Genomic DNA, 21,326 nt, shown 5'->3' on the forward strand with positions numbered 1-21,326 from the left:
ATGGCAGCAAAAGACGTAGTGTTCGGCGGCGAAGCCCGTGCACGCATGGTCGAAGGCGTGAACATCCTGGCCAACGCGGTCAAGGTGACCCTGGGCCCCAAGGGCCGCAACGTGGTGCTCGAGCGATCCTTCGGCGCTCCCACCGTGACCAAGGACGGCGTGTCCGTCGCCAAGGAAATCGAGCTCAAGGACAAGCTCCAGAACATGGGCGCCCAGCTCGTGAAGGAAGTCGCCTCCAAGACCTCCGACAACGCCGGTGACGGCACCACCACCGCGACCGTGCTGGCCCAGGCCATCGTTCGCGAAGGCTTCAAGTACGTGGCCGCCGGCATCAATCCGATGGACCTGAAGCGCGGCATCGACAAGGCGGTGACTGCCCTGGTCGAAGAGCTGAAGAAGGCCTCGAAGGCCACCACCACTTCGAAGGAAATCGCGCAGGTCGGCTCGATCTCGGCCAACAGCGACGAGACCATCGGCAAGATCATTGCCGACGCCATGGACAAGGTCGGCAAGGAAGGCGTGATCACCGTCGAGGACGGCAAGTCGCTCGAGAGCGAGCTGGACGTGGTCGAGGGCATGCAGTTCGACCGCGGCTACCTGTCGCCCTACTTCATCAACAACCCCGACAAGCAGAGCGCGATCCTCGAAAACCCCTTCGTGCTGCTGTTCGACAAGAAGATCAGCAACATCCGCGACCTGCTGCCCACGCTGGAGCAAGTCGCCAAGGCCGGCCGTCCGCTGCTGGTCGTCGCCGAGGAAGTCGAAGGCGAAGCCCTCGCGACCCTGGTGGTGAACACCATCCGTGGCATCCTGAAGGTCGTGGCCGTCAAGGCGCCTGGCTTCGGCGACCGCCGCAAGGCCATGCTGGAAGACATCGCCATCCTGACGGGCGGCAAGGTCATCGCGGAAGAAGTGGGCCTGACCCTCGAGAAGGTGACGCTGGCTGACCTCGGCCAGGCCAAGCGCATCGAAGTGGGCAAGGAAAACACCATCATCATCGACGGCGCCGGCGCCAACGCCGACATCGAAGCCCGCGTGAAGCAGATTCGCGTGCAGATCGAGGAAGCCACCAGCGACTACGACCGCGAGAAGCTGCAAGAGCGCGTGGCCAAGCTGGCCGGCGGCGTGGCCGTGATCAAGGTCGGTGCCGCGACCGAAGTCGAGATGAAGGAAAAGAAGGCCCGCGTCGAAGACGCCCTGCACGCCACCCGCGCTGCAGTGGAAGAAGGCGTGGTGGCCGGCGGCGGCGTGGCGCTGCTGCGTGCCAAGCAGGCCGTGGGCGACAAGCTCAAGGGTGACAACGCCGACCAGGACGCCGGCATCAAGCTGGTGCTCAAGGCCGTCGAATCGCCGCTGCGCGAGATCGTCAACAACGCCGGCGGCGAAGCCAGCGTGGTGGTGAACAACGTGCTGGCCGGCAAGGGCAACTACGGCTTCAATGCGCAGAACGACAGCTACGGCGACATGCTCGAACTGGGCATTCTCGATCCGACCAAGGTGACCCGCACTGCGCTGCAGAACGCCGCTTCGGTGGCCTCCCTGCTGCTGACGACCGAAGCCATGGTCGCCGAAGCGCCGAAGGACGACGCGCCTGCCGGCGGCGGCATGCCCGACATGGGCGGCATGGGTGGCATGGGCGGCATGGGCATGTAAGAAGCCCGGCCCTCGGCCAACAAAAAACCCGCGGCGCAAGCCGCGGGTTTTTTTATGTGGCGCAAGAAAAGGGTCAAGCCGCGGTGGCGAGCGGCGGCGATCCGTACTCATTGCTCTCCGCCTGGCTGGGCTGCACGGTGAAATAGAGCAGCACGAGGTTGACCAGCGGAATCAGCCCCAGCAGCAGCCACCAGCCGCTCTTGCCGATGTCGTGCAGGCGGCGCGCCCCGGCCGACAGCAGGGGCAGCAGGAATGCGAGGACGACGAGGCCATAGACCGCCTCGTGAATGAGACCGGCCACGATCGCGGCGATCACGTAGGCCAGCACGAACCACCAGTACTCGGACCGCGAGGCGCGGCCGCTGAAGTCCACGTATTTGCTGAAGCAGGTCTTGACGGCTTCTTGAAAATTCATCGAACAACTCCTCTTGATAGTCCCACGGGAAAACTCCCGGGGCCATCATAAAGGGCCGTTCGCCGTTCGCTGATGACTACCGCAGCCGTGCCAGCAGCCCGGCGGTGGAGGCATCCAGCCCGGCGGTATTGCCCGAGGCGAGCCGGGGCTCGATGTCCTTGGCCAGCACCTTGCCGAGTTCCACGCCCCATTGGTCGAAGCTGTTGATGCCCCACAGCGCGCCGCTGGTGAACACCCGGTGCTCGTACATCGCGAGGAAGGCGCCGAGCGTCTCGGCGTCGAGCCGTTCGAAGACGAAGAAACTGCTCGGCCGGTTGCCGGGAAAGTTGCGGTGGCCGCCCGCATCCTCCTTGCCGACCATCAAGGCCTGCGCCTGCGCGAGCGCATTGGCCAGCAACTTGGGATGGTGGCCCTCCAGGTCGTGCGCCGGATCACGCACGGCGATGAACTCCAGAGGAATCACGTCCGTGCCCTGGTGCAGCATCTGGAAGTAGGCGTGCTGGCCGTTGGTGCCGGGCTCTCCCCAGAGTACGGGTGAGGTTCCCAGCGGCAGTGCGGCCCCCTCGGCATCGACCTGCTTGCCGTTGCTCTCCATCTCCAGTTGCTGCAAATAGGCGGGAAGGCGCTGCAGGGCACTGTGGTACGGCGCGATGCTGCGGCTTGCGAAACGGTGGAAGTTGCGGTACCAGACGTCGAGCAGGCCGAGCCGCACCGGCAGGTTCCGTTCCAGCGGCGCGCTGCGGAAATGCTCATCCATCGCATGGGCGCCGGCCAGCAGGCGCCGGAAGCCCTCCGCACCGATGGCCAAGGCGATCGGCAACCCGATGGAAGACCACAGCGAATAGCGCCCGCCGACCCAGTCCCAGAAGCCGAAAGTGGTCTCGATGCCAAAGGTGCGCGCCGCCTCCACGTTGGTCGTGAGCGCGGCGAAATGGTGGGCGATGTCGACGTTGCCCGATTGCTCGAACCATCGCTTCGCCGACTGCGCGTTGGCCATGGTCTCGGCCGTGGTGAAGGTCTTGGAGGCCACCAGGAACAACGTGTGCTCGGGCGCCAGACCGCGCAGCACGGCGGCCAGTTCGTGGCCGTCGACATTGGAGACGAAGTGGAAGCGCTTGCCTCGCGCCACCTGCGCATCGAGCGCACGCACCACCATCTGCGGCCCCAGGTCCGAGCCGCCGATGCCGATGTTGACCACGTCGGTGATGGTGTGGTCGGCACGCACGCGCTCGGCAAAAGCCAGCATCGCGTCGAGCGTGGCCTGCACCTCGGCGTGCGCGTCCGCCAGCGAGGATGGCACTGCCGTTCCGGCCGGCGCCCGCAGCAGGGTGTGGAGCACGGCCCGGTTCTCGGTCGCGTTGATGTGCTCGCCCGCGAACATCGCGTCGCGATGGGCTTCGAGGCCGGCTTCGCGGGCCAGGGCCAGCAGCAGTTCCTCGGTCTTCGCATCGACCAGGTTCTTGGACAGGTCGGCGAAGAGATGCGGGGCGGGTTGGCTGAAGACCTCAAAGCGCCGGGGATCGGCCGCGAAGGCCTGGCGCAGATCGAAGCTTCGGCCAGCGGCCTCGTAGTGGGCTTGCAGATGACCCCAGGCCGCGGTGCGGTCGCAGCGTGTGCGCGTGGCAGTGATCATGCAACCTCCTGCATCAACCTTTCGAGCTTGACCGCGTCGGCGGCGAAGGCACGAATGCCCTCGGCCAGCTTCTCGGTCGCCATCGCGTCCTCGTTGAGGGCGAAGCGGAAGGCGGCTTCGTCCAGCACCCGCTGGGGAAGATCGAGCGCTTGCGCGGCCTTGGCATCGAGCGCATGCGACAGCGGTGCCTCGCTGGCGGCCAACTCGCCCAGCAGCTCAGGGCTGATGGTCAACAGGTCGCAGCCGGCCAGCGCGGCGATCTGGCCGACGTTGCGAAAGCTTGCGCCCATGACCTCGGTCCGGATGCCATGTTTCTTGTAGTAATCGAAGATCTGGCGAACCGACTTCACGCCCGGGTCGTTCGCGCCGGCGTTGGCAGCCTCGTCCCAGGCACTGCCGGCCGCCTTCTTGTGCCAGTCGTAGATGCGGCCGACGAATGGCGAGATCAGCTTCACGCCGGCCGCTCCGCAGGCCACCGCCTGCGCGAAGGAGAACAGCAGCGTGAGGTTGGTGTGGATGCCCTTGCGCTCCAGCTGGCGCGCGGCCTCGATGCCCTCCCAGGTGGAGGCGATCTTGATCAGCACGCGCTGGCCGACGTCGATATCGGCCTCGCGGTATAGCGCCACGATGCGTTCGGCACGAGCCACCGTGGCAGCCGTGTCGAAGCTCAGGCGCGCATCGACCTCGGTGGAGACGCGGCCCGGAATGAGAGAGAGGATCTCGGTGCCGAAGCGCACCAGCAGGCGATCGATGACCTCGTCGGTGGACAGGTGACCGTGCGTTTTCACCGCTTCGTCGAGCAGTGGCCGGTACTCGGCCTTCTGCACCGCCTTGAGGATCAGCGAGGGATTGGTGGTCGCGTCCTGGGGCTTGAACTGGGCCAGTTGGCGGAAATCACCGGTATCGGCCACCACGGTGGTCCACTGTCGAAGGGCATCGAGTTGGTTCATCCGGCCATTATCCCGCCGCAAAACTACAGTTCGTGTGGTCCCCGGCTGACGGGCGGGGGCGTGCCGCAGGACTAACTTGCTGCTTTGTCCAGACCGGAGGAATGCCCATGTCTTCTCGCAGCCCAGCGCCCAAAGTCGTCTTCGACGACCGCGTCCACAGCGCGTCCATCGGCGCTCTGGCCACCGCCTTCTGCATCGGCGGCGCACTGACCCTGCTGGCTTTCGGCACCGCACGCGCATCGCAGAACGGCCGCCTGGCCGGCCCCGCCGATGGCGCCCCTTTGATGCGCGCACCGCTGCAGGTGGTGGCGCCAGTCGACCTGCATCGCTACGTTGGCCTGTGGCACGAGCAGGCTCGCCTTCCCAATCGCTTCCAGAAAAAATGCACCGGTTCAGTAACGGCAGAGTACAGCCTGCTGGAAGACGGCACGGTGGAAGTACGCAACCGGTGCCTGCTGCCCGACGGCAACTTCGACGAAGCGATCGGCCTCGCACGCAGCGTGCCGGTCTCGGGGCAGCCGGGCGCAGGCAGGCTCGAGGTGGCCTTCGCGCCGACCTGGTTGCGCTGGCTGCCTGCCGTGTGGGGCGACTACTGGATCCTCAAGCTGGATCGTGACTACCAGGTCGCGCTGGTCGGAACCCCGGACCGCAAGTATCTGTGGGTGCTGTCGCGTGTCCCTCGCCTGGAAGATTCGGCGCTGGAGGCCGAACTCGACTATGCACGCTCCCTGGGCTTCGACGTGGATCAGGTGGAACGCACGGGGAGATAAGCCGCAAGCTGCACCGGCAATTCACTCGGTGACGTGCAGTGGATAGCTTGCCAGCCGAGCGCCTGTGCTGCCCTGATGTTGGGCTCCGAATCGTCGATGAACACCGTCTGTCCGGGTTGCAGGCGGTAGCGCGTCGCCAGCAGTTCGAATATCTCGGGCTGCGGCTTGAGCAGGCGCACGTCGCCTGAGAAGATGCCGCCGTCGAACCACTTGAAGAAGGCGTGGCGTTCCTCGAGCACGCGCGCGTAAGCGGCCGGCATGTTCGAGAGATAGTAGAGCCGCAGGGCCTCGCCCCGGTCGCGGCGCGCGCGAAGCTGGCCCAGCAACTCGACCGTGACCGCAATGGGCTCCAGGCGTTCGCCCAGTGAGCCCAGGGTCGCTTGGAGCCGCGCCTCCGGCAGCGCCAGGCGAAGGGCCATTCGGCCGATGGCATCTTCAAGGGTGTGCGTGCCGCGGTCGAAGCCCAGCCAGTCCTCGTGGTGGAACATCTCGCGCACCAGTGCATGCGCGGCTTCCGCCGTCGGCGTGTGCGGGGCGAGCGCCGCGTGCACCAGCGACACCGGCTCCCAGGTCAGGAGCACCGCCCCCAGGTCGAAGACCACGTTCTTCATGTCGAGCAAATCGGCAAGCATAAGGGAAGCCGCCCCGGCGACAGGCTCCGTTACCATTCGCAGGCGGACCGCGCGCACGGCAACATCACGACTCCAACACGGGCTTCATCCATGAGTTTCGACCTCGTCCTCTTTGGCGGCACCGGCGACCTGGCATGGCGCAAACTGATGCCGGCGCTCTTCCAGGCCTTCCGCCACGGCAGCCTGCCCCAGGACGGCCGCATCATCGGCGTGGCGCGCGACGAACTGAGCGACGATGCCTACCGCGAGCTGATCCAGTCGCGTTTCGCGGCGGTCGAGGGTGCCAAGCGGCCGACCCCCGAGGAGTTCAAGAAGTTCGCCTCCCTGCTCCATTACCTGCGCATGGACCTGTCCAGGCCGGACGACTACGCGAAGCTGGCGACGCTGATCCAGGGCCGCGACGCGGGCACGGTGGTGATGTACCTGGCCACCGCGCCCGCCCTCTTCACCCAGGTGGTCGAGCAGATCGCCGCCGCGGGCCTGAATGGCCCGAAGACGCGCGTGGTGCTGGAAAAGCCGCTGGGCCACGACCTGGCCTCGAACCGGGCCATCAACAAGGCGGTATGCCGAGTGCTGGCCGAGCATCAGGTGTTCCGCATCGACCATTACCTGGGCAAACCTTCGGTGCAGAACCTGTTCGCGATGCGCTTCGGCAACGCGCTTTTCGAGCCGATCTGGCGCCGCGAGCACATCGCCAGCATCGAGATCACGATCGCGGAAGACCTCGGCGTCGAGAAGCGCGGCGCCTTCTACGACCAGACCGGCGCGTTGCGCGACATGGTGCAGAACCACGCGCTGCAGCTGGTGTGCGCGCTGGGCATGGAGCCGCCGATCAATGCCCACGCCGACGCAATCCGCGACGAAAAGCTCAAGGTGCTGCGCGCGCTCAAACCCTGGACCCCGGAATCCATCGGACTGCATGCGATCCGCGGGCAGTACAGCGCCGGCACCGCCTACGGCGAGCGCGTACCTGGCTACCGCGACGAGCCGGGCGTCAATCCCGAGAGCCGAACCGAGACCTTCGTCGCCCTGCGCACCGAGATCGCCAACTGGCGCTGGGCCGGGGTGCCGCTGTACATCCGCACCGGCAAGCGGCTGGCGTCGCGGGATGCCCGCATCGAGGTCAACTTCAAGCCGACACCGCACGCGATCTTCCGCGCCCCGACCGGTGCTTTCAACAAGCTGGTGATCAACCTGCAGCCCAAGGACGGGCTGGAGTTGCACATGCTGGCCCAGGCGCAGAACGACCGCCAGCGCAATGGCAATCGCCACGTCGGCCCGCAGCTGGCGCCGGTGCAACTGGACCTGGATTTCGACAAGCGCTTCGGCTCCGAGCGCGTGGGCGCCTACGAGCGGCTGCTGCTGGACGTGATCGACGGGCGCCTCAACCTCTTCGTGCGCAGCGACGAGCAGGAGGAAGCCTGGCGCTGGGTCGAGCCCCTGATCGACGCCTGGTCCTCGGACGGCGCGCCGCGGCCTTATGCCGCCGGCACCTGGGGGCCGAGCGCCTCGAGCGCGATGATCGCGCGCGACGGCTTCGCCTGGAGCGAGGAGCAGTAGCTGCTCGAGGGCAGCCGCGGCGCGAGGCGCGGCTAGATCCGGTTTTCCTCGACCGCGTGGCAGGCCACCTGCACCCCGCGCAGCATCTGAAGCGGTGGCCGCTCGGCCTTGCAGCGCGCATTGGCATGCGGGCAGCGCGGATGGAAGGTGCAGCCCGTGGGCGGATTCAACGGGTTGGGCACCTCCCCCTGCACCGGCGTGCGCGCCTCGCCGGTGTGCTTCATCTTGGGAATGGCCTCCAGCAGCATGCGGGTGTACGGATGCTGCGGCGCCTCGAAGAGCCTGGCCTTGTCGGCCACTTCCACCAGCCGCCCGAGGTACATGACGCCCACCTGGTCGGCGACATGGCGCACGACCGCGAGGTTGTGGGAGATGAACAGGTAGGTGAGCCCGCGTTCCCGTTGCAGGTCCTTCATGATGTTGAGGACCTGCGCCTGCACGCTGACGTCGAGCGCAGAGGTGGGCTCGTCGCACACCAGGAAATCGGGCTGGGTCGCCAGGGCGCGAGCGATGGAGATGCGCTGGCGCTGCCCACCTGAGAACTGGTGAGGGTACTTGGCCATGTCCAGCGGGCTCAGGCCCACGGACTGCAGCAACTCGCCGACGCGGGCGCGCAGCGCCGGCCCTTCCTGCAGGATTTCGTGCTCGCGCAGGGGCTCGCCGACGATGTCCCGGACCAGCCAGCGCGGATTGAGGCTCGCGTAGGGGTCCTGGAAGATCATCTGGATGCGCCGGCGCAGCTTGCGGCCCTCGGGGCGCTTGAAGGCCGCGTGGGCATCCTGCCCGTCGAAGTGCATGCCGCCGCGCGTCGGCTCGTACAGACCCACCAGCAGGCGCGCGACGGTGCTCTTGCCGCAGCCGGACTCGCCGACCAGGGCCAGCGTCCTGCCGCGCTCGATGGAGAAGCTGACACCGTCGACCGCATGCAGCAGCTGCCGCGGTTTGCGCTCGAGCACGCGATTGAGCCAGGGCGCAGAGACGTCGAAAATCTTGGCGAGATCCTCCGCCTGGACCAAAGCCGCGCGGTTCATGCAGCGATCCCATCGATGGGGGACTGGCTGCGGGTGCCATGCAGCCAGCATGCGGCCCGGGTCGCGCCGGCATTCAGCAGATCCGGCCGCTCGACCAGGCAACGGTCGAAGACGCGTGGACAGCGCGGGTTGTAGGCGCAGCCGCGCGGGATCGCGTTCAGACGCGGCATGGCGCCATCGATCTGGTTGAGACGCTCGCGGTCCATCGTCATGTCGGGAATGGCGGCCATGAGGCCCGAAGTGTAGGGATGGGCCGGCTGGTGGATGACTTCCTGCACCGGACCGATCTCGGCGATGCGACCGGCGTACATCACGGCCACGCGGTCACAGGTCTCGGCGATCACGCCCATGTCGTGGGTGATGAGCATCACGGCGGCGCCGCGTTCCTTGCAGATGCGCTTGAGCAGCGTGATGATCTGCGCCTGGATCGAGACGTCCAGCGCGGTGGTCGGTTCGTCGGCCACGATCAGCTTGGGCTCGGCCGCCAGGGCCAGGGCGATCACGACCCGCTGGCGCATGCCGCCCGAGAACTGGTGCGGGTAGTGGTCGATGCGCTGATCGGCGCCGGGAATGCCGGTGTCCTGCAACAGACCGATGGCGCGGCGGCGCGCCTCGTCCTCGCTCACGGGCAGGTGGGTGCGGATCGTCTCCGTCAGTTGGCGGCCGATCGTGTAGAGCGGGTTGAGCGAGGTCAGCGGGTCCTGGAAGATGGCACCGATCTTGCGGCCGCGGATGTGCCGCATGGCCTCGTGGTTCAGATTGTCGATGCGCTGGCCTTCCAGGAGGATGCGGCCGCTGGCCACGCGTCCCGGCGGCTCCAGCAGGCCGATGATGGCGGCGCCCGTGAGCGACTTGCCTGCGCCCGATTCACCGACCACGCCGAGGATTTCGCCCGGCGCGATCTCGAAGCTGATGTCGTCCAGGGCGCGCAAGGTGCCGCGCCGATGCGGAAATTCAACGATCAGGTTCTGGACTTGCAGAAGGCTCATGGGGGGCTTTCGTCTTCAGCGCAGCCGGGGGTTGAGCGCATCGCGCAGCCAGTCGCCCAGCAAGTTCACGCTGAGGGCAATGAGGATCAGCATCACGCCAGGGAAGACGGTGATCCACCATTCGCCCGAGAACAGGTAGTCGTTGCCGACGCGAATGAGCGTGCCCAGCGATGGCGAGGTCGGCGGCACGCCCACGCCCAGGAAGGACAGCGTGGCCTCCGTGATGATCGCGGTCGCGACCTGGATGGTGGCCAGCACCAGCACCGGCCCGAGGACGTTGGGCAGCACGTGCCGGCGCATGATGCGCCACGGCGACACACCGGTCACGCGCGCGGCCTGCACGTATTCCTTGTTGCGCTCCACCAGCGTGGAGCCGCGAACCGTGCGCGCGTACTGCACCCAGCCGGTCAGCGAGATCGACAGGATGAGCACGCCGAAGGCCACCGAGTCGTGTGCGTCGGGAAACAGCGCGCGACCGACACCCGCAATCAGCAGCGCGACCAGGATGGGCGGGAAGGACAGCATCACGTCGCACAGGCGCATGAGGAAACCGTCGAGCCAGCCGCCCCAGAAACCAGCCAGCAGGCCCAGCGTCACCCCGACCAGCACGGAGAGCGCCACCGAGACCAGCCCCACGACCAGCGAGATGCGCGCGCCGTAAATCAGCGCGGAGAGGATGTCACGTCCCTGGTCGTCGGTGCCGAGCAGGTATTTGGTCGTGCCCTCGGCCTGCCAGGCCGGCGGAAGGCGCGCATCACCCAGTTCGAGCGCCGCGAGGTCGAAGGGGTTGTGTGGTGACACCCACCCGGCAAACACCGAACAGAAGACACAGACGAAGGCGATCGCGGCCGCCAGCATGGCGACAGGCGAGGTACGGAAACTGTGGCCGACGTCGCTGTCGAGCCAGCGGGCCAATGCTTTTTTCATCTGGGAACCACCTGAAAAGCGGGCCTGCACGGCAGGCCCGCCGGTTCATGCGCGCTCGGGCTCAGGGCTTGGCGGCACCCTGGATGCTCATCCACTTGAAGGGCATGAAGTTGTCGGCCCGCTGCGTCAGCGAGACCTTCTTGCTCACGCCCCACGCCAGCGATTGCTGGTGCAGAGGCAGGTGGCCGACGTCCTCCGCATGGATCGTGAACGCCTCCTTGATCATCGCCATGCGCTCGTTCTTGTCGGTGCTCGACTTGATCTTGCCGATCAACTCGTCGAGCTTCGGGTTGCAGTAAGAGCCGAGGTTGAACTGGCCGTCGCCCGTCTTGTCGTCGGGGCAGCGCATCAGCGCATCGAGCGCGTTGTGCGAGTCGTAGGTGGTCGGCGTCCAGCCGAGCAGGTAGAAGCTGGTGTCGCGGCGCAGGATCTTGGGGAAGTAGGTGCCCTTGGTCTCGGCCGCGAGATTGATCTTCACGCCGATGCGCGCGAGGTTGGCGGCCACGCTCTGGCAGATCTGGCCATCGTTCACGTAACGGTCGTTCGGACAGTTCATGGTGACCTCGAAGCCGTTCGGATAGCCGGCATCGGCCAGCAACTTCTTGGCAGCCTCGACATCGTAGGGAAGGCGCTTGTCCTGCTCCGCGGTCCAGCCGTTGATGCCGGGGCCGACCATCAACGCGGTGGGCCGCGAGGCGCCGCGCATCACGGTGCGCTGGATCCCGACGATGTCGATGGCCTGGTAGAAGGCCTGGCGCACGCGCTTGTCCTTGAAGGGGTTCTTGCCCTTGACGCCCGAGTAGAGCAGTTCGTCGCGCTTCTGGTCCATGCCCAGGAAGATGGTGCGCAGCTCAGGGCCGACGACCACCTGCGCGTTCGGGCTGGCGTTGATGCGCGCGATGTCCTGGACCGGCACCGGCTCCATCACGTCGATCTCGCCCGACATCAACGCCGCCACACGTGTCGCCGAATTGGCGATGGGGGTGAAGATCACCTCCTGCACGTTGCCGTCGATCTTGCCCCAGTAGGTCGGATTGCGCACGAACACCGTGCGCACGTTGGGCTGGCGCTCCCGCACACGGAAGGGCCCGGTGCCGTTGGCCTTGAACGAAGCGGTGTTCTCGATGCCCTTGCGGCGATCGACCGGCTTCTCGGCCTTGTTTTCCTCGCACCACTTCTTGCTCATGATTGCGAGATCCGACAGCACGTCGGGCAGGATCGGGAACGGGCCCTTGGTCTCGATGTCGACGGCGTGGTCGTTGACCTTGCGCACTTCCTTGATGTCGTTGACCTTGGCCTTCACGTCCGAGCCGTCGCCGGCCGCGCGCGCAATGCTGAAGAGGACGTCATCGGCGGTGAACGGCGTACCGTCGTGGAACTTGACGTTCTTGCGAAGCTCGAAGCGCCACACCGTCGGGGAGGTCTGCCGCCACGACGTGGCGAGCGACGGTGCGAGACTCAGGTCCTTGTTGCGGTCGGTGAGCGCGTCGTACACGTTGAGGTCGACGGACAGCTGCAGCGACTCGTTGAGCGAGTGCGGATCGAGCGACAGCGCATCCCCCTGATTGGCGATCCGGATGGTCTGCGCGCCGGCCGACAGGCCCAGCGCACACAGAACGGCCGTCGCGGCCAGTTTCTTTCTCAGATTCATGGAAGCACTCCTCAGGTTGGAATAGGTCATGGAGCAGGTCATGAAGCCGCTGTCACGGCAACGCCTTGGGCGGCCCGCTCGGCCGCGTTCAGGGGCATGCCCTGCTCGACCAGCCCGGCATGCAGAGCGGCGCCGAGCGGCAGGATCTCGTCGTTGAAGTCGTAGCGGCTGTTGTGCAGGAAGACGCCTCCACGGGCATCCTGGCCGATACGCAGATAGGCGCCGGCCTTCTTCTGCAGCATGAAGGAAAAATCCTCCGCGCCCATGCTGGGCTCCATGTTGCGTTCGACGTTGTGCGCGCCCACGATGGACTGCGCCACGTCGCCGGCGAACATGGCCTCGGGCGCGGTATTGATGGTGGCCGGGTAGATGCGCTCGAACTTCACCCTGGCGGTCGCGCCGAAGGCGGCTGCAACGGTAGCGCAGAGTTCGCCGAGCCGCTGCTCCACCTGCGCCTGCACGCGGATGCTGAAGGTGCGCACGGTGCCCACCAGGGTCGCCTTGCCGGGCACGACGCTCATCGCGCCGAGGTCGCCGGCCTGCACCGCACAAATGCTGATCACTGCCGCGTCGATCGGGCGCACGTTGCGCGAGACGATGCTCTGCACGGCAGTGATGATGTGAGCCGACACCAGCACAGGGTCGATGGTGAGGTAGGCGTGCGCGCCATGTCCGCCCTTGCCCTCGACCTCGATGGTCACGCGATCGGCCGCAGCCATCATCGCACCGCGGTTGATGCCCACCGTGCCGGCGGGAAGGCCTGGCCAGTTGTGCATCGCGTAGACGGCGTCCACCGGGAAGCGGGCGAACAGCCCGTCGTCGATCATGGCCTTCGCGCCGGCGAAGCCCTCCTCGCCGGGCTGGAAAATCAGGACGGCAGTGCCGTCGAAGTCGCGGGTCTCCGCCAGGTAGCGCGCCGCGCCGACCAGCATGGCCGTGTGCCCGTCGTGGCCGCAGCCGTGCATGAGGCCCTTCTTGGCGGAACGCCAGCCGAAATCGTTGTCCTCGCACATCGGCAGCGCATCCATGTCGGCGCGCAGGCCGATCATGCGGCCGCTCGACGTGGAGCGCCCACGGATGACACCCACCACGCCGGTTCTGCCGATGCCGGGATGGATCTCGTCGACACCGCACGCGCGCAGCGACTCCTGCACCCTGCCGGAGGTGTAGACCTCTTCGAAGCCGAGTTCGGGGTGCGCGTGCAGATCGCGGCGGAAAGCAGTGATCTCCGGATGGAAGCGAGCGATGTGGGCGAAGGCACGGCCCGACGCCTGGAAGCGCGGCGCGTCCATCAGTGCCCTCCCGCCTTGCCGACGCGAAGCCGCGGATCGACCACGAAATAGAGCAGATCCACCACCAGGTTGATCACCACGAAGATCAGTGCGATCAGGCACAGGTAGGCCGCCATGACGGGAATGTCGGCGAAAGTCACGGCCTGGATGAAGAGCAACCCCATGCCGGGCCACTGGAACACCGATTCGGTGATGATGGCAAAGGCGATCAGGCCACCCAGTTGCAGGCCGGTAATGGTCATTACCGGCACCAGCGTGTTCTTGAGCGCATGGCCGAAATGGATGGCGCGATCGGACAGGCCGCGGGCGCGCGCGAACTTGATGTAGTCGGTGCGCAGGACCTCCAGCATCTCCGCGCGCACCAGCCGCATGATGAGTGTGAGCTGGAAGATCGCCAGCGTCACCGCCGGCAACACGATGTGGTGCCATCCGTCGGCGCGCAGCAGGCCGGTGCTCCACCAGCCCAATTGCACCGTGTCGCCGCGCCCGAAGCTGGGGAACCAGCCGAGCAGAACGGCGAAGACCAGGATCAGCAATATCCCGATCAGGAAGGTGGGCAGCGACACGCCGAGCAGCGAGACCGTCATGAACACCTGGCTGAGGAAAGTGCCGCGCCGCAGCGCCGTGTAGACGCCCATGGGCACACCGATCAGGAGAGCCAGCAAGGCCGCCACCAGCGCCAGCTCGAGCGTCGCGGGGAAGCGCTCGCCGATCAGCCGCGACACCTTGGCGCCCTGGCGCAGGCTCAGGCCGAATTCGCCCTGCGAGGCGTTGACCAGGAAATGCCAGAACTGGACGAAGAAGGGCTTGTCGAGTCCGAGGCCGCTGCGCAGCTCGCGGATCTGTTCGGGCGTCGCATCCTGCCCGAGCAGGAAGACGACCGGATCACCCACGTACTGGAACAGGAGGAAGGCGATGAAGGCGACCGCGATCATGACGATCACGGCCTGGATGAGGCGGCGCAAGACGAAAGCGATCATTCAGCAAAGCACGTGTTCATCGATGCTAGCAGAGCAAAGCGCATGCCCGGGAGGTGGTTCCCCGGGTTGCGGGCTGCTCATGAACAGCAGGCTTCGAAGGCAGATCAGTTCACCTTGACGAGGCGCCAGTCGAGACGGTTGTCGGCGCGGTGAACCACCTCGATGTTCTTCTTCATCGCCCACGGGATGATCTGGTTGTGCAGCGGGATGTGCGAGACATCATCGTTCTGCAACTGCAAGGCTTCGGTCAGCAGCCGGTCGCGCACGGGAATGTCGGTCTCGGTCTTCGCCCGGTCGACGATCTGGTCCATCTTCGGATTGCTGTAGCGCCCGACGTTGTAGTTCCCGTCGCCGCCTGTGCCCACCGAGCGCGTGAGCGATTGCAGGCTGTAGAGCGCATCGAAGGTCGGCACGCCCCAGCCAAGCATGTAGATGCTGGCCTCGTAGCGCTGGATCATCGGAAAGTAGGTCACCAGCGGCAGCGTGCGCAGCTTGGCCTTGACGCCGACGCGAGCCCACATGGCGGTGACCGCCTGGCAAGTCTCCTCGTCGTTGATGTAGCGGTTGTTCGGACAGGCGAAATCCACCTCGAAGCCGCTGGGGTAGCCGGCGTCCGCCAGCAGCTTCTTGGCCGCTTCCGGGTCGTAGGGGTGGCGCTTGTGCACGCCCTCGGTCCAGCCGTTGACCTGCGGAGCCACCAGGGCGCCCGTGGGCTGGCTGAGGCCACGCATGGTCACGCGATTGATGCTGGCGATGTCGATCGCCTGGTAGAGGGCCTTGCGCACGCGCTGGTCCTTCAGCGGGTTCTTGCCCTTGATGTTGGAGCCGGGGAGTTCGTCGCGGAACTGGTCCATGCCGAAGAAAATGGTGCGGTTCTCGATGCCGTCGATGACCTTCAGGCTGCCGCTCTGGCGAAGGCGCCCCAGGTCTTGAGGGCTGGGGTCGAGCACGAAGTCGACCTCGCCGGACAACAGCGCCGCTGCGCGCGTGGCCTCTTGCTTGATCGGTGTGTAGACGATCTCGGTGACGTTCGATTCAGGCTTGCCCCAGTAGTAAGGGTTCTTCACCAGCACCAGGCGCTGGTCCGGCTGCCATTCCTTGACCATGTAGGGGCCGGTGCCCATGGCGTTGCGGTGGGCATAGCTTTCCTCAGGCGTCTTGATGTCCTTGGGCTCGACCGACTTGTTCTTCTCTGCCCAGGCCTTGCTCATGATCCGCAATTCGGTGAGCTGGTTCAGCAGCACCGGATTGGGGCCCTTCATCAGAATGTCGATATTGCTGTCATCCACCTTGACCACCTTGTCGATGCCCTGGGTATAGACAGCGTAGTTGGAGGTCTTGGCCATCGCGCGCTGAAGCGAATACACCACATCCTCGGCCGTCAGGGCCGAGCCGTCGCTGAACTTGACGCCGCTGCGCAGCGTGAATCGCACCTGCGTCGGCGAAATATTCTTCCAGCTGGTCGCTAACTGGGCCTCGGGCTTGAAGGTCTTGCTGTTGTAGTAGACCAACGAGTCATACACGGCAGCATGCACACCGTTGCCAAGCGCGTTGTTCTGCGAATGGATGTCGAGGGTGGGGATGTCGCTGGCACTCGACCACTTGAAGGTCTTGGCATGCAGCACAGGCGTCGTCAGAGCGGAAACGGTGATCGCGACAGGTATCAGCGCACGCGTCAGGGCCATGGTCATCCTTTGTCACATGTGAAAAGGCGGACTATGCAACAGACAGGCCAGCTTGCTACACGGAAGAACACTGACCCGAGGGATATCCCTGCTCGCGAAAGCCCGAATAAGAAAAAAGCCACCCGACTTGCGTCGGGCGGCTTTCAAAAACTTCCTAACAAAGCTGGCTTACGCCAGCCTCAGATCAGAAAGCGTGACGGATACCGAAGTCGTAGCCGGTAGAGGTCTTCGGCGTGAAGGTCTGGCCGCCGAAACCGGTCACGAACGACGGGCCACCCAGGGTCAGGTTGGCACCGTTCTTGTTGCGAACGCGGGCCACCGTCGCGTACAGGGCCGTGCGCTTCGACAGGTTGTGCACGTAGCCGATCGCGAACTTGTTCGCCTTCGGGTCGGCGGTGGTGACGAACGGGCTGATGAACGGCGTGTTGAGGTCGTACTTGACGTGCGAGTACGAAGCACGGATCAGGCCGGGGCCGACAGGCACCGTCACGCCGACCAGGTAACCCTTCAGATCCACGTCCGCGGTCGGCGTGAAGAAGATGGCTTCGTTGTCGACTTCGTTCTTGGCCTTCGAGTACTCGCCGAAGAGCTTCACGACGCCGAAGTCGTAGGAAGCACCCAGGTTGAAGGTCTTGACCTTGGTCGTCGTGCCAGCGAAGAAGTTGTCGCCGACGGTGCTTTGACCATAGGAGGCAGCCACGTCCAGCGGGCCATTGGCATAGCCGAAGCGGCCACCGACGTAACGGCCGGTACGCTGGGTGTTCAGCGCGGTCGGGGTCACGGTGCCCGGATCGTACTTGTCACGCTCGTGGAAGCCGTACATCACCTGGCCATAGAAGCCGCCCAGGTTCGGGGGCAGGAAATAGCCGACGGTGTTGCTGGCGCGCACATAGTTGCTGCCGGTCACGTTGGTGAAGCCAGGAACGCTGGTCGTCGCACCACCAGCCCATGCACCGAACGAGGTGTTCGCGGTGCTGATCAGGTTGGTGCCAACGCCGTTGGTGCCGAACGGGTCGAACACGGTGTCGTTCCAGAAGGTCGGGGTGTAGTCGCGGCCCAGACGAATTTCACCGAAACCACCCGACAGGCTCACGGTCGAGCGACGAGCAAAGGTTGCAATACCTTGCTGGCCGTCGTCGTTGGAGATCGGGGCTTCCAGCCAGAAGCTGGCGGCGAGGCCACCGCCGAGGTCTTCCGTGCCACGGAAGCCGATACGGCTGGAGTTGTAGCCCGAGTTGGACAGCACGGTGCGCTTGACCTTGATGCTGTCGACATAGCCGAGGGGAGGAAGGCCCAGCGGGAAGAGCGTGGTGTTATCCGACTTATTCGAGTAGCTGCTGATACCAGCATCAACCACGCCGAACAGCGTGACCGACGACTGAGCCGAGGCAACACCGGCAACAGCCAGGGCGGCCAGAGCAACTAGAGATTTTTTCATTGCAAGTTTCTCCAAGGTTAAACATAGGGCTCCGGTGCGAAGGGCTCACCGTGACTGGCACTTCTGTGCTCCTACCGGACCCCGGGCCAACCTCCTTTTAGGAAGTTGTCGCTATTGCACCAGACGCGCTTCGTCTGGGCAAAACAATTCGGCTTAAAAACGAAGCGGGTCTGCAGTTTCGTTGCAGCAGTGCAACAGAGCTTTGGCAGCCCGCCAGATTCCACAATATGCAACAACACCGGTTCGACAGGACTTTCAAGCAAGATCGGTTCCAATGCTCCCATGAACCCTTCGCTTGATGCCATTTTGGGCGCCGCGGATGCGGCCCTCCGCACTCTTTTCGCCACGCCGCACGCGACACGGGCCCTTCCGACGGAGCCGGGGGGCGAGATGAGCAAGTCGGAGCGCCTGGAAGCAGGTGCTCTGATGCGGGTGAACCACGTCGGGGAGGTGTGCGCACAGGCGTTGTATACAGCGCAGGCGGCCGTTGCTCGGGATCCGAAGCTGCGGACGCACTTCAACGAGGCCGCCCGGGAGGAGACCGATCACCTCGCCTGGACCCGGCAGCGGCTCGATGAGCTGGGCGCGAGGCCTTCTCTGCTCAACCCCCTCTGGTATCTGGGCGCCTTTGGGCTTGGCCTCGTGGCCGGCCGCCTCGGCGATCCGCTGAGCCTCGGCTTCGTGGCGGAAACGGAGCGACAGGTCGAAGCCCATCTGGATGGTCACCTGGATCGACTCCCGGCGGCAGACACCGCCTCGCGTGCCGTGGTCATCCAGATGAAGCTGGACGAAGCCAGGCATGCGGCACAGGCGTGGAGTGCCGGCGCGCGAGAACTGCCCGCCCCCGCCAAGGCGATGATGCGCCTCGCAGCCCGCGTGATGACGACGGTCGCCCACCGCATCTGAGCAGGCGGCCGGATTTCTCAACTCAGACTTCGACGAGGTCGAAGCTGGTCGTGATCCTGGCCGTCTTGCCCAGCATGATGCTGGCCGAGCAATACGTTTCATGGCTGAGGGCGACGGCACGCTCGACGGCGGCTGCCGGAATCCCCTTGCCCTTCACGGTGAAATGCATGTGGATGCTGGTGAAGACCTTGGGATCCTTCTGCGCGCGCTCGCTGGTCAGCTTGACGCTGACGCCCTCGACCTGATGGCGACCACGCTTGAGGATCAGCACCACGTCATAAGCCGTGCAGCCGCCAGTGCCGGCCAAGACGGTTTCCATCGGTCGGGCCGCGAGGTTCTGGCCGCCAGTCTCCGGTTTGGCCGCGTCCGGTGCCCCGTCCATCATGAGGACGTGGCCGCTGCCGGTCTCCGCGACGAAGCCCATGGCAGATCGCGCGCCGGTGTTGCCGGTCCAACTCACTGTGCATTCCATTCCGTAGAAACTCCAGAAGCGTGACGCCACGTAAAAAGTCACGCAAGCGTCGATTGATGTGTGGGGAAAGTGTCACGTCCTTGTTGCATCGCAGCAAAGAGTCGGTATACTTTATTTCATCGCACACGACATTGTGTGCATCGGTTGTCTCCTCCACCCTCCCAATTGGTGGATTTAGCCCCGGACCGCAAGGCCCGGGGCTTTTTTCTTGGTGCTGCCGTACCCGTATGGATGGCGGGCCTATGATCGCGGCCCTATGCCCACGCCGCCTGCACCGCTGTCCCCTTCCGACTACCTCAAGAAAATCCTCACGGCCCGTGTCTACGACGTTGCCGTCGAATCCGCACTGGAGCCCGCCGCGGCCCTGAGCGCCCGCCTGCACAACACGGTGCTGCTCAAGCGCGAAGACCAGCAACCCGTCTTCAGCTTCAAGCTGCGCGGGGCCTACAACAAGATGGCGCACCTGAGCGCGGAGCAACTCGCCCGGGGCGTGATCTGCGCGTCGGCCGGCAATCATGCCCAGGGAGTCGCGCTCAGCGCCCGGAAGCTGGGCACGCGGGCCGTGGTGGTGATGCCGGTGACCACGCCGCAACTCAAGATCGACGCCGTGCGCGCCCTCGGCGGTGAAGTCCAGTTGCACGGCGACAGCTACTCCGACGCCTACGGCTATGCGCTGGAGCAGCAACGCCAGCACGGACTTACCTTCGTCCACCCCTTCGACGACCCCGATGTGATCGCCGGCCAAGGCACGATCGCAATGGAAATCCTGCGTCAGCATCAGGCCCCGCTCGACGCTGTGTTCGTCGCCATCGGCGGTGGCGGCCTGATTTCCGGCGTGGCCAACTACATCAAGGCCGTGCGCCCCGAGATCAAGGTGATCGGCGTGCAGATGAGCGATTCGGATGCGATGGCGCGTTCGGTGGCTGCGAACCAGCGCGTGACGCTGCCGGACGTCGGCCTGTTCTCCGACGGCACCGCAGTCAAGCTGGTCGGCGAGGAGACCTTCCGTATTTCTCGTGAATTGGTCGACGAATTCATCACCGTCGACACCGACGCCGTGTGCGCCGGCATCAAGGACGTCTTCATCGACACACGCAGCATTGTTGAGCCTGCCGGCGCACTGGCCGTGGCGGCGATCAAGCAATATGTCGAGAAGCATGGCACGCAGGGCCAGACCTACGCAGCCATCCTCTGCGGCGCAAACATGAACTTCGACCGGCTACGCTTCGTGGCCGAACGCGCCGAAGTGGGCGAGGAGCGTGAGGCCCTGTTCGCGGTCACCATCCCCGAGGAGCGAGGCAGCTTCCGCCGCTTCTGCGAACTGGTCGGACAGCTGCCGGGCGCCTCGCGCAGCGTGACCGAGTTCAACTACCGCATCAGCGATGCCAAGGAAGCCCACGTCTTCGTCGGCCTGACCACTCAGACGCGCGGCGAGTCCAAGACCATCACCGAAACCTTTGTAGCGCATGGCTACGGCGCCATCGACCTCACGCACAACGAACTGGCCAAGGAGCACATCCGGCACCTCGTAGGCGGCCGCAGCAGCCTCGCCCATGACGAACGCCTGCTGCGATTCGTGTTTCCCGAGCGGCCCGGAGCGCTGCTCAAATTCCTGAGCCTGATGCGGCCCACCTGGAACATCAGCCTCTTCCACTACCGAAACCAGGGCGCCGACTACGGCCGGATCCTCGTCGGGCTGCAGGTCCCGGCAGCCGACCATGCCGCCTTCGACGAATTCCTGCGGACGCTGGACTATCCCTTCGTCGAGGAAACGGACAACCCGGTCTACCGGCTGTTCCTCCAGGCCTGATTCAGCGCAGGGGTCGGGGAGCGATGACCGGCGGTGGTGAGGGAGCTGCCGAGGGCGGCGGCCCATTCACCGCCAAGGGGCGCGTCGGCATTTGCAGGGTAAAGGCCGGCGCCGCGTCGACGCTGGCGCCCAGCGATGCGGCCCGGAGGTCGAGCGACCGCAGCACGTAGCCCTCGGCCACCTGCGCGCCGACACGGAAGGGGCGTGCCGGCTGGCCATCGACGGAGATCAGGGCCGCGCCCTGCTGGTCGGCGTCGGCGACCACACCCAGCAACTGGAAGCGGCTCGCCGCTTCGGGCGTGGCCACCACGGCGGCCTGGCCTTGCACCACGCCCAGCATCTGCGCCACCGCGGCAGGGTCGACCGCCGCCGTGCCGTTATTGCTGAGTGCCGGCGGCGCGACGGCGTCGTTCGGCGATGCCAGCCTCAGCCCCCAGAACACCACGCTCGCAGCGGCCAGCGCCCACAAGACGGTGGTCGCGGTGGCCGAAGGCCAGCGGGCGGGCGCATAGGAGGCTGACATGGGGCCGGA

At 65.5% G+C, this 21,326-nt stretch carries 19 protein-coding genes; 5 read left to right on the top strand and 14 right to left on the bottom strand.

Annotated elements, in window-relative coordinates; all coding sequences use genetic code 11:
• Entirely contained in the window at nucleotides 1-1,653 is a 1,653-nt protein-coding gene (gene groL, locus ABEA07_RS01165; protein WP_345535328.1) for a chaperonin GroEL, read from the top strand.
• Between the two features lie 73 nt (nucleotides 1,654-1,726).
• Here the strand turns inward: groL and ABEA07_RS01170 are convergent, their stop codons facing one another.
• The 3 genes from ABEA07_RS01170 to tal form a co-directional block, all read right to left on the bottom strand.
• Nucleotides 1,727-2,068, bottom strand: a complete 342-nt coding sequence (locus ABEA07_RS01170; RefSeq protein ID WP_345535329.1) for a DUF805 domain-containing protein — start codon at nucleotides 2,066-2,068, stop codon at nucleotides 1,727-1,729.
• A 76-nt stretch (nucleotides 2,069-2,144) separates the two neighbouring features.
• Nucleotides 2,145-3,701, bottom strand: coding sequence for a glucose-6-phosphate isomerase (pgi, locus tag ABEA07_RS01175; protein WP_345535330.1), 1,557 nt, complete (start codon nucleotides 3,699-3,701; stop codon nucleotides 2,145-2,147).
• Nucleotides 3,698-4,651, bottom strand: a complete 954-nt coding sequence (gene tal, locus ABEA07_RS01180) for a transaldolase (protein WP_345535332.1) — start codon at nucleotides 4,649-4,651, stop codon at nucleotides 3,698-3,700. Before tal ends, pgi begins: the two co-directional genes overlap by 4 nt.
• A 101-nt stretch (nucleotides 4,652-4,752) precedes the next feature.
• Between tal and ABEA07_RS01185 the strand changes: the two genes are divergently transcribed.
• Nucleotides 4,753-5,421 (top strand): lipocalin family protein, encoded by a 669-nt coding sequence (locus ABEA07_RS01185; RefSeq protein ID WP_425584052.1) that lies wholly within the window; start codon nucleotides 4,753-4,755, stop codon nucleotides 5,419-5,421.
• Here the strand turns inward: ABEA07_RS01185 and ABEA07_RS01190 are convergent.
• Nucleotides 5,397-6,053, bottom strand: coding sequence for an HAD family hydrolase (locus ABEA07_RS01190; protein ID WP_345535335.1), 657 nt, complete (start codon nucleotides 6,051-6,053; stop codon nucleotides 5,397-5,399). The genes ABEA07_RS01185 and ABEA07_RS01190 overlap by 25 nt on opposite strands.
• A gap of 90 nt (nucleotides 6,054-6,143) precedes the next feature.
• On the opposite strand from ABEA07_RS01190, the gene zwf reads away from it, so the two are divergent.
• Nucleotides 6,144-7,613 (top strand): glucose-6-phosphate dehydrogenase, encoded by a 1,470-nt coding sequence (gene zwf / locus ABEA07_RS01195; RefSeq protein ID WP_345535337.1) that lies wholly within the window; start codon nucleotides 6,144-6,146, stop codon nucleotides 7,611-7,613.
• A 32-nt stretch (nucleotides 7,614-7,645) separates the two neighbouring features.
• Here zwf and ABEA07_RS01200 read toward each other — a convergent pair whose 3' ends face one another.
• From ABEA07_RS01200 to ABEA07_RS01235, 8 genes are all read right to left on the bottom strand, one after another.
• Complete coding sequence (locus tag ABEA07_RS01200; RefSeq protein ID WP_345535338.1) at nucleotides 7,646-8,644, bottom strand: ABC transporter ATP-binding protein; 999 nt, start codon at nucleotides 8,642-8,644, stop codon at nucleotides 7,646-7,648.
• Nucleotides 8,641-9,633 (bottom strand): ABC transporter ATP-binding protein, encoded by a 993-nt coding sequence (locus ABEA07_RS01205; RefSeq protein ID WP_345535339.1) that lies wholly within the window; start codon nucleotides 9,631-9,633, stop codon nucleotides 8,641-8,643. Before ABEA07_RS01205 ends, ABEA07_RS01200 begins: the two co-directional genes overlap by 4 nt.
• Before the next feature lie 15 nt (nucleotides 9,634-9,648).
• Nucleotides 9,649-10,560, bottom strand: a complete 912-nt coding sequence (locus ABEA07_RS01210) for an ABC transporter permease (RefSeq protein WP_345535340.1) — start codon at nucleotides 10,558-10,560, stop codon at nucleotides 9,649-9,651.
• Nucleotides 10,561-10,621: 61 nt separating this feature from the next.
• On the bottom strand, nucleotides 10,622-12,211 hold the full coding sequence (locus tag ABEA07_RS01215; RefSeq protein ID WP_345535341.1) for an ABC transporter substrate-binding protein: 1,590 nt from the start codon (nucleotides 12,209-12,211) through the stop codon (nucleotides 10,622-10,624).
• 38 nt (nucleotides 12,212-12,249) lie between these two features.
• The gene (locus ABEA07_RS01220; RefSeq protein ID WP_345535343.1) at nucleotides 12,250-13,503 is read right to left on the bottom strand and encodes a M20 aminoacylase family protein; all 1,254 of its coding nucleotides are present in this window, start codon (nucleotides 13,501-13,503) and stop codon (nucleotides 12,250-12,252) included.
• Complete coding sequence (locus ABEA07_RS01225) at nucleotides 13,503-14,483, bottom strand: ABC transporter permease (protein ID WP_345535344.1); 981 nt, start codon at nucleotides 14,481-14,483, stop codon at nucleotides 13,503-13,505. Before ABEA07_RS01225 ends, ABEA07_RS01220 begins: the two co-directional genes overlap by 1 nt.
• A gap of 104 nt (nucleotides 14,484-14,587) precedes the next feature.
• Nucleotides 14,588-16,168 carry an ABC transporter substrate-binding protein gene (locus ABEA07_RS01230; RefSeq protein WP_345535345.1) on the bottom strand — a complete coding sequence of 527 codons (1,581 nt, stop codon included), beginning with the start codon at nucleotides 16,166-16,168 and terminating at the stop codon, nucleotides 14,588-14,590.
• Nucleotides 16,169-16,352: 184 nt separating this feature from the next.
• On the bottom strand, nucleotides 16,353-17,606 hold the full coding sequence (locus ABEA07_RS01235) for a porin (protein ID WP_345535346.1): 1,254 nt from the start codon (nucleotides 17,604-17,606) through the stop codon (nucleotides 16,353-16,355).
• Nucleotides 17,607-17,888: 282 nt separating this feature from the next.
• On the opposite strand from ABEA07_RS01235, the gene coq7 reads away from it, so the two are divergent.
• Nucleotides 17,889-18,512 (top strand): 2-polyprenyl-3-methyl-6-methoxy-1,4-benzoquinone monooxygenase, encoded by a 624-nt coding sequence (gene coq7, locus ABEA07_RS01240; RefSeq protein ID WP_345535398.1) that lies wholly within the window; start codon nucleotides 17,889-17,891, stop codon nucleotides 18,510-18,512.
• A gap of 22 nt (nucleotides 18,513-18,534) precedes the next feature.
• Here coq7 and ABEA07_RS01245 read toward each other — a convergent pair whose 3' ends face one another.
• Nucleotides 18,535-18,984 carry an OsmC family protein gene (locus ABEA07_RS01245; protein WP_345535399.1) on the bottom strand — a complete coding sequence of 150 codons (450 nt, stop codon included), beginning with the start codon at nucleotides 18,982-18,984 and terminating at the stop codon, nucleotides 18,535-18,537.
• 256 nt (nucleotides 18,985-19,240) lie between these two features.
• Here ABEA07_RS01245 and ilvA point away from each other — a divergent pair, with 256 nt between their 5' ends.
• Nucleotides 19,241-20,794 carry a threonine ammonia-lyase, biosynthetic gene (gene ilvA, locus ABEA07_RS01250; RefSeq protein ID WP_345535347.1) on the top strand — a complete coding sequence of 518 codons (1,554 nt, stop codon included), beginning with the start codon at nucleotides 19,241-19,243 and terminating at the stop codon, nucleotides 20,792-20,794.
• A gap of 1 nt (nucleotide 20,795) precedes the next feature.
• Here ilvA and ABEA07_RS01255 read toward each other — a convergent pair whose 3' ends face one another.
• A complete protein-coding gene (locus tag ABEA07_RS01255; protein ID WP_345535348.1) occupies nucleotides 20,796-21,317 on the bottom strand; it encodes a type II secretion system protein N in 522 nt (173 codons plus the stop codon).
• Nucleotides 21,318-21,326: the final 9 nt, after the last annotated feature.

This window comes from Variovorax defluvii (genome assembly GCF_039541515.1).
Taxonomy (GTDB): domain Bacteria; phylum Pseudomonadota; class Gammaproteobacteria; order Burkholderiales; family Burkholderiaceae_C; genus Variovorax; species Variovorax defluvii.

What these genes read in the sequence shown, in the direction of transcription:
- groL (WP_345535328.1), top strand. Translation starts at nt 1, where the DNA reads ATGGCAGCAAAAGACGTAGTGTTCGGCGGCGAAGCCCGTGCACGCATG.
- ABEA07_RS01170 (WP_345535329.1), bottom strand. Translation starts at nt 2,068, where the DNA reads ATGAATTTTCAAGAAGCCGTCAAGACCTGCTTCAGCAAATACGTGGAC.
- pgi (WP_345535330.1), bottom strand. Translation starts at nt 3,701, where the DNA reads ATGATCACTGCCACGCGCACACGCTGCGACCGCACCGCGGCCTGGGGT.
- tal (WP_345535332.1), bottom strand. Translation starts at nt 4,651, where the DNA reads ATGAACCAACTCGATGCCCTTCGACAGTGGACCACCGTGGTGGCCGAT.
- ABEA07_RS01185 (WP_425584052.1), top strand. Translation starts at nt 4,753, where the DNA reads ATGCCCATGTCTTCTCGCAGCCCAGCGCCCAAAGTCGTCTTCGACGAC.
- ABEA07_RS01190 (WP_345535335.1), bottom strand. Translation starts at nt 6,053, where the DNA reads ATGCTTGCCGATTTGCTCGACATGAAGAACGTGGTCTTCGACCTGGGG.
- zwf (WP_345535337.1), top strand. Translation starts at nt 6,144, where the DNA reads ATGAGTTTCGACCTCGTCCTCTTTGGCGGCACCGGCGACCTGGCATGG.
- ABEA07_RS01200 (WP_345535338.1), bottom strand. Translation starts at nt 8,644, where the DNA reads ATGAACCGCGCGGCTTTGGTCCAGGCGGAGGATCTCGCCAAGATTTTC.
- ABEA07_RS01205 (WP_345535339.1), bottom strand. Translation starts at nt 9,633, where the DNA reads ATGAGCCTTCTGCAAGTCCAGAACCTGATCGTTGAATTTCCGCATCGG.
- ABEA07_RS01210 (WP_345535340.1), bottom strand. Translation starts at nt 10,560, where the DNA reads ATGAAAAAAGCATTGGCCCGCTGGCTCGACAGCGACGTCGGCCACAGT.
- ABEA07_RS01215 (WP_345535341.1), bottom strand. Translation starts at nt 12,211, where the DNA reads ATGAATCTGAGAAAGAAACTGGCCGCGACGGCCGTTCTGTGTGCGCTG.
- ABEA07_RS01220 (WP_345535343.1), bottom strand. Translation starts at nt 13,503, where the DNA reads ATGGACGCGCCGCGCTTCCAGGCGTCGGGCCGTGCCTTCGCCCACATC.
- ABEA07_RS01225 (WP_345535344.1), bottom strand. Translation starts at nt 14,483, where the DNA reads ATGATCGCTTTCGTCTTGCGCCGCCTCATCCAGGCCGTGATCGTCATG.
- ABEA07_RS01230 (WP_345535345.1), bottom strand. Translation starts at nt 16,168, where the DNA reads ATGGCCCTGACGCGTGCGCTGATACCTGTCGCGATCACCGTTTCCGCT.
- ABEA07_RS01235 (WP_345535346.1), bottom strand. Translation starts at nt 17,606, where the DNA reads ATGAAAAAATCTCTAGTTGCTCTGGCCGCCCTGGCTGTTGCCGGTGTT.
- coq7 (WP_345535398.1), top strand. Translation starts at nt 17,889, where the DNA reads ATGAACCCTTCGCTTGATGCCATTTTGGGCGCCGCGGATGCGGCCCTC.
- ABEA07_RS01245 (WP_345535399.1), bottom strand. Translation starts at nt 18,984, where the DNA reads ATGGAATGCACAGTGAGTTGGACCGGCAACACCGGCGCGCGATCTGCC.
- ilvA (WP_345535347.1), top strand. Translation starts at nt 19,241, where the DNA reads ATGCCCACGCCGCCTGCACCGCTGTCCCCTTCCGACTACCTCAAGAAA.
- ABEA07_RS01255 (WP_345535348.1), bottom strand. Translation starts at nt 21,317, where the DNA reads ATGTCAGCCTCCTATGCGCCCGCCCGCTGGCCTTCGGCCACCGCGACC.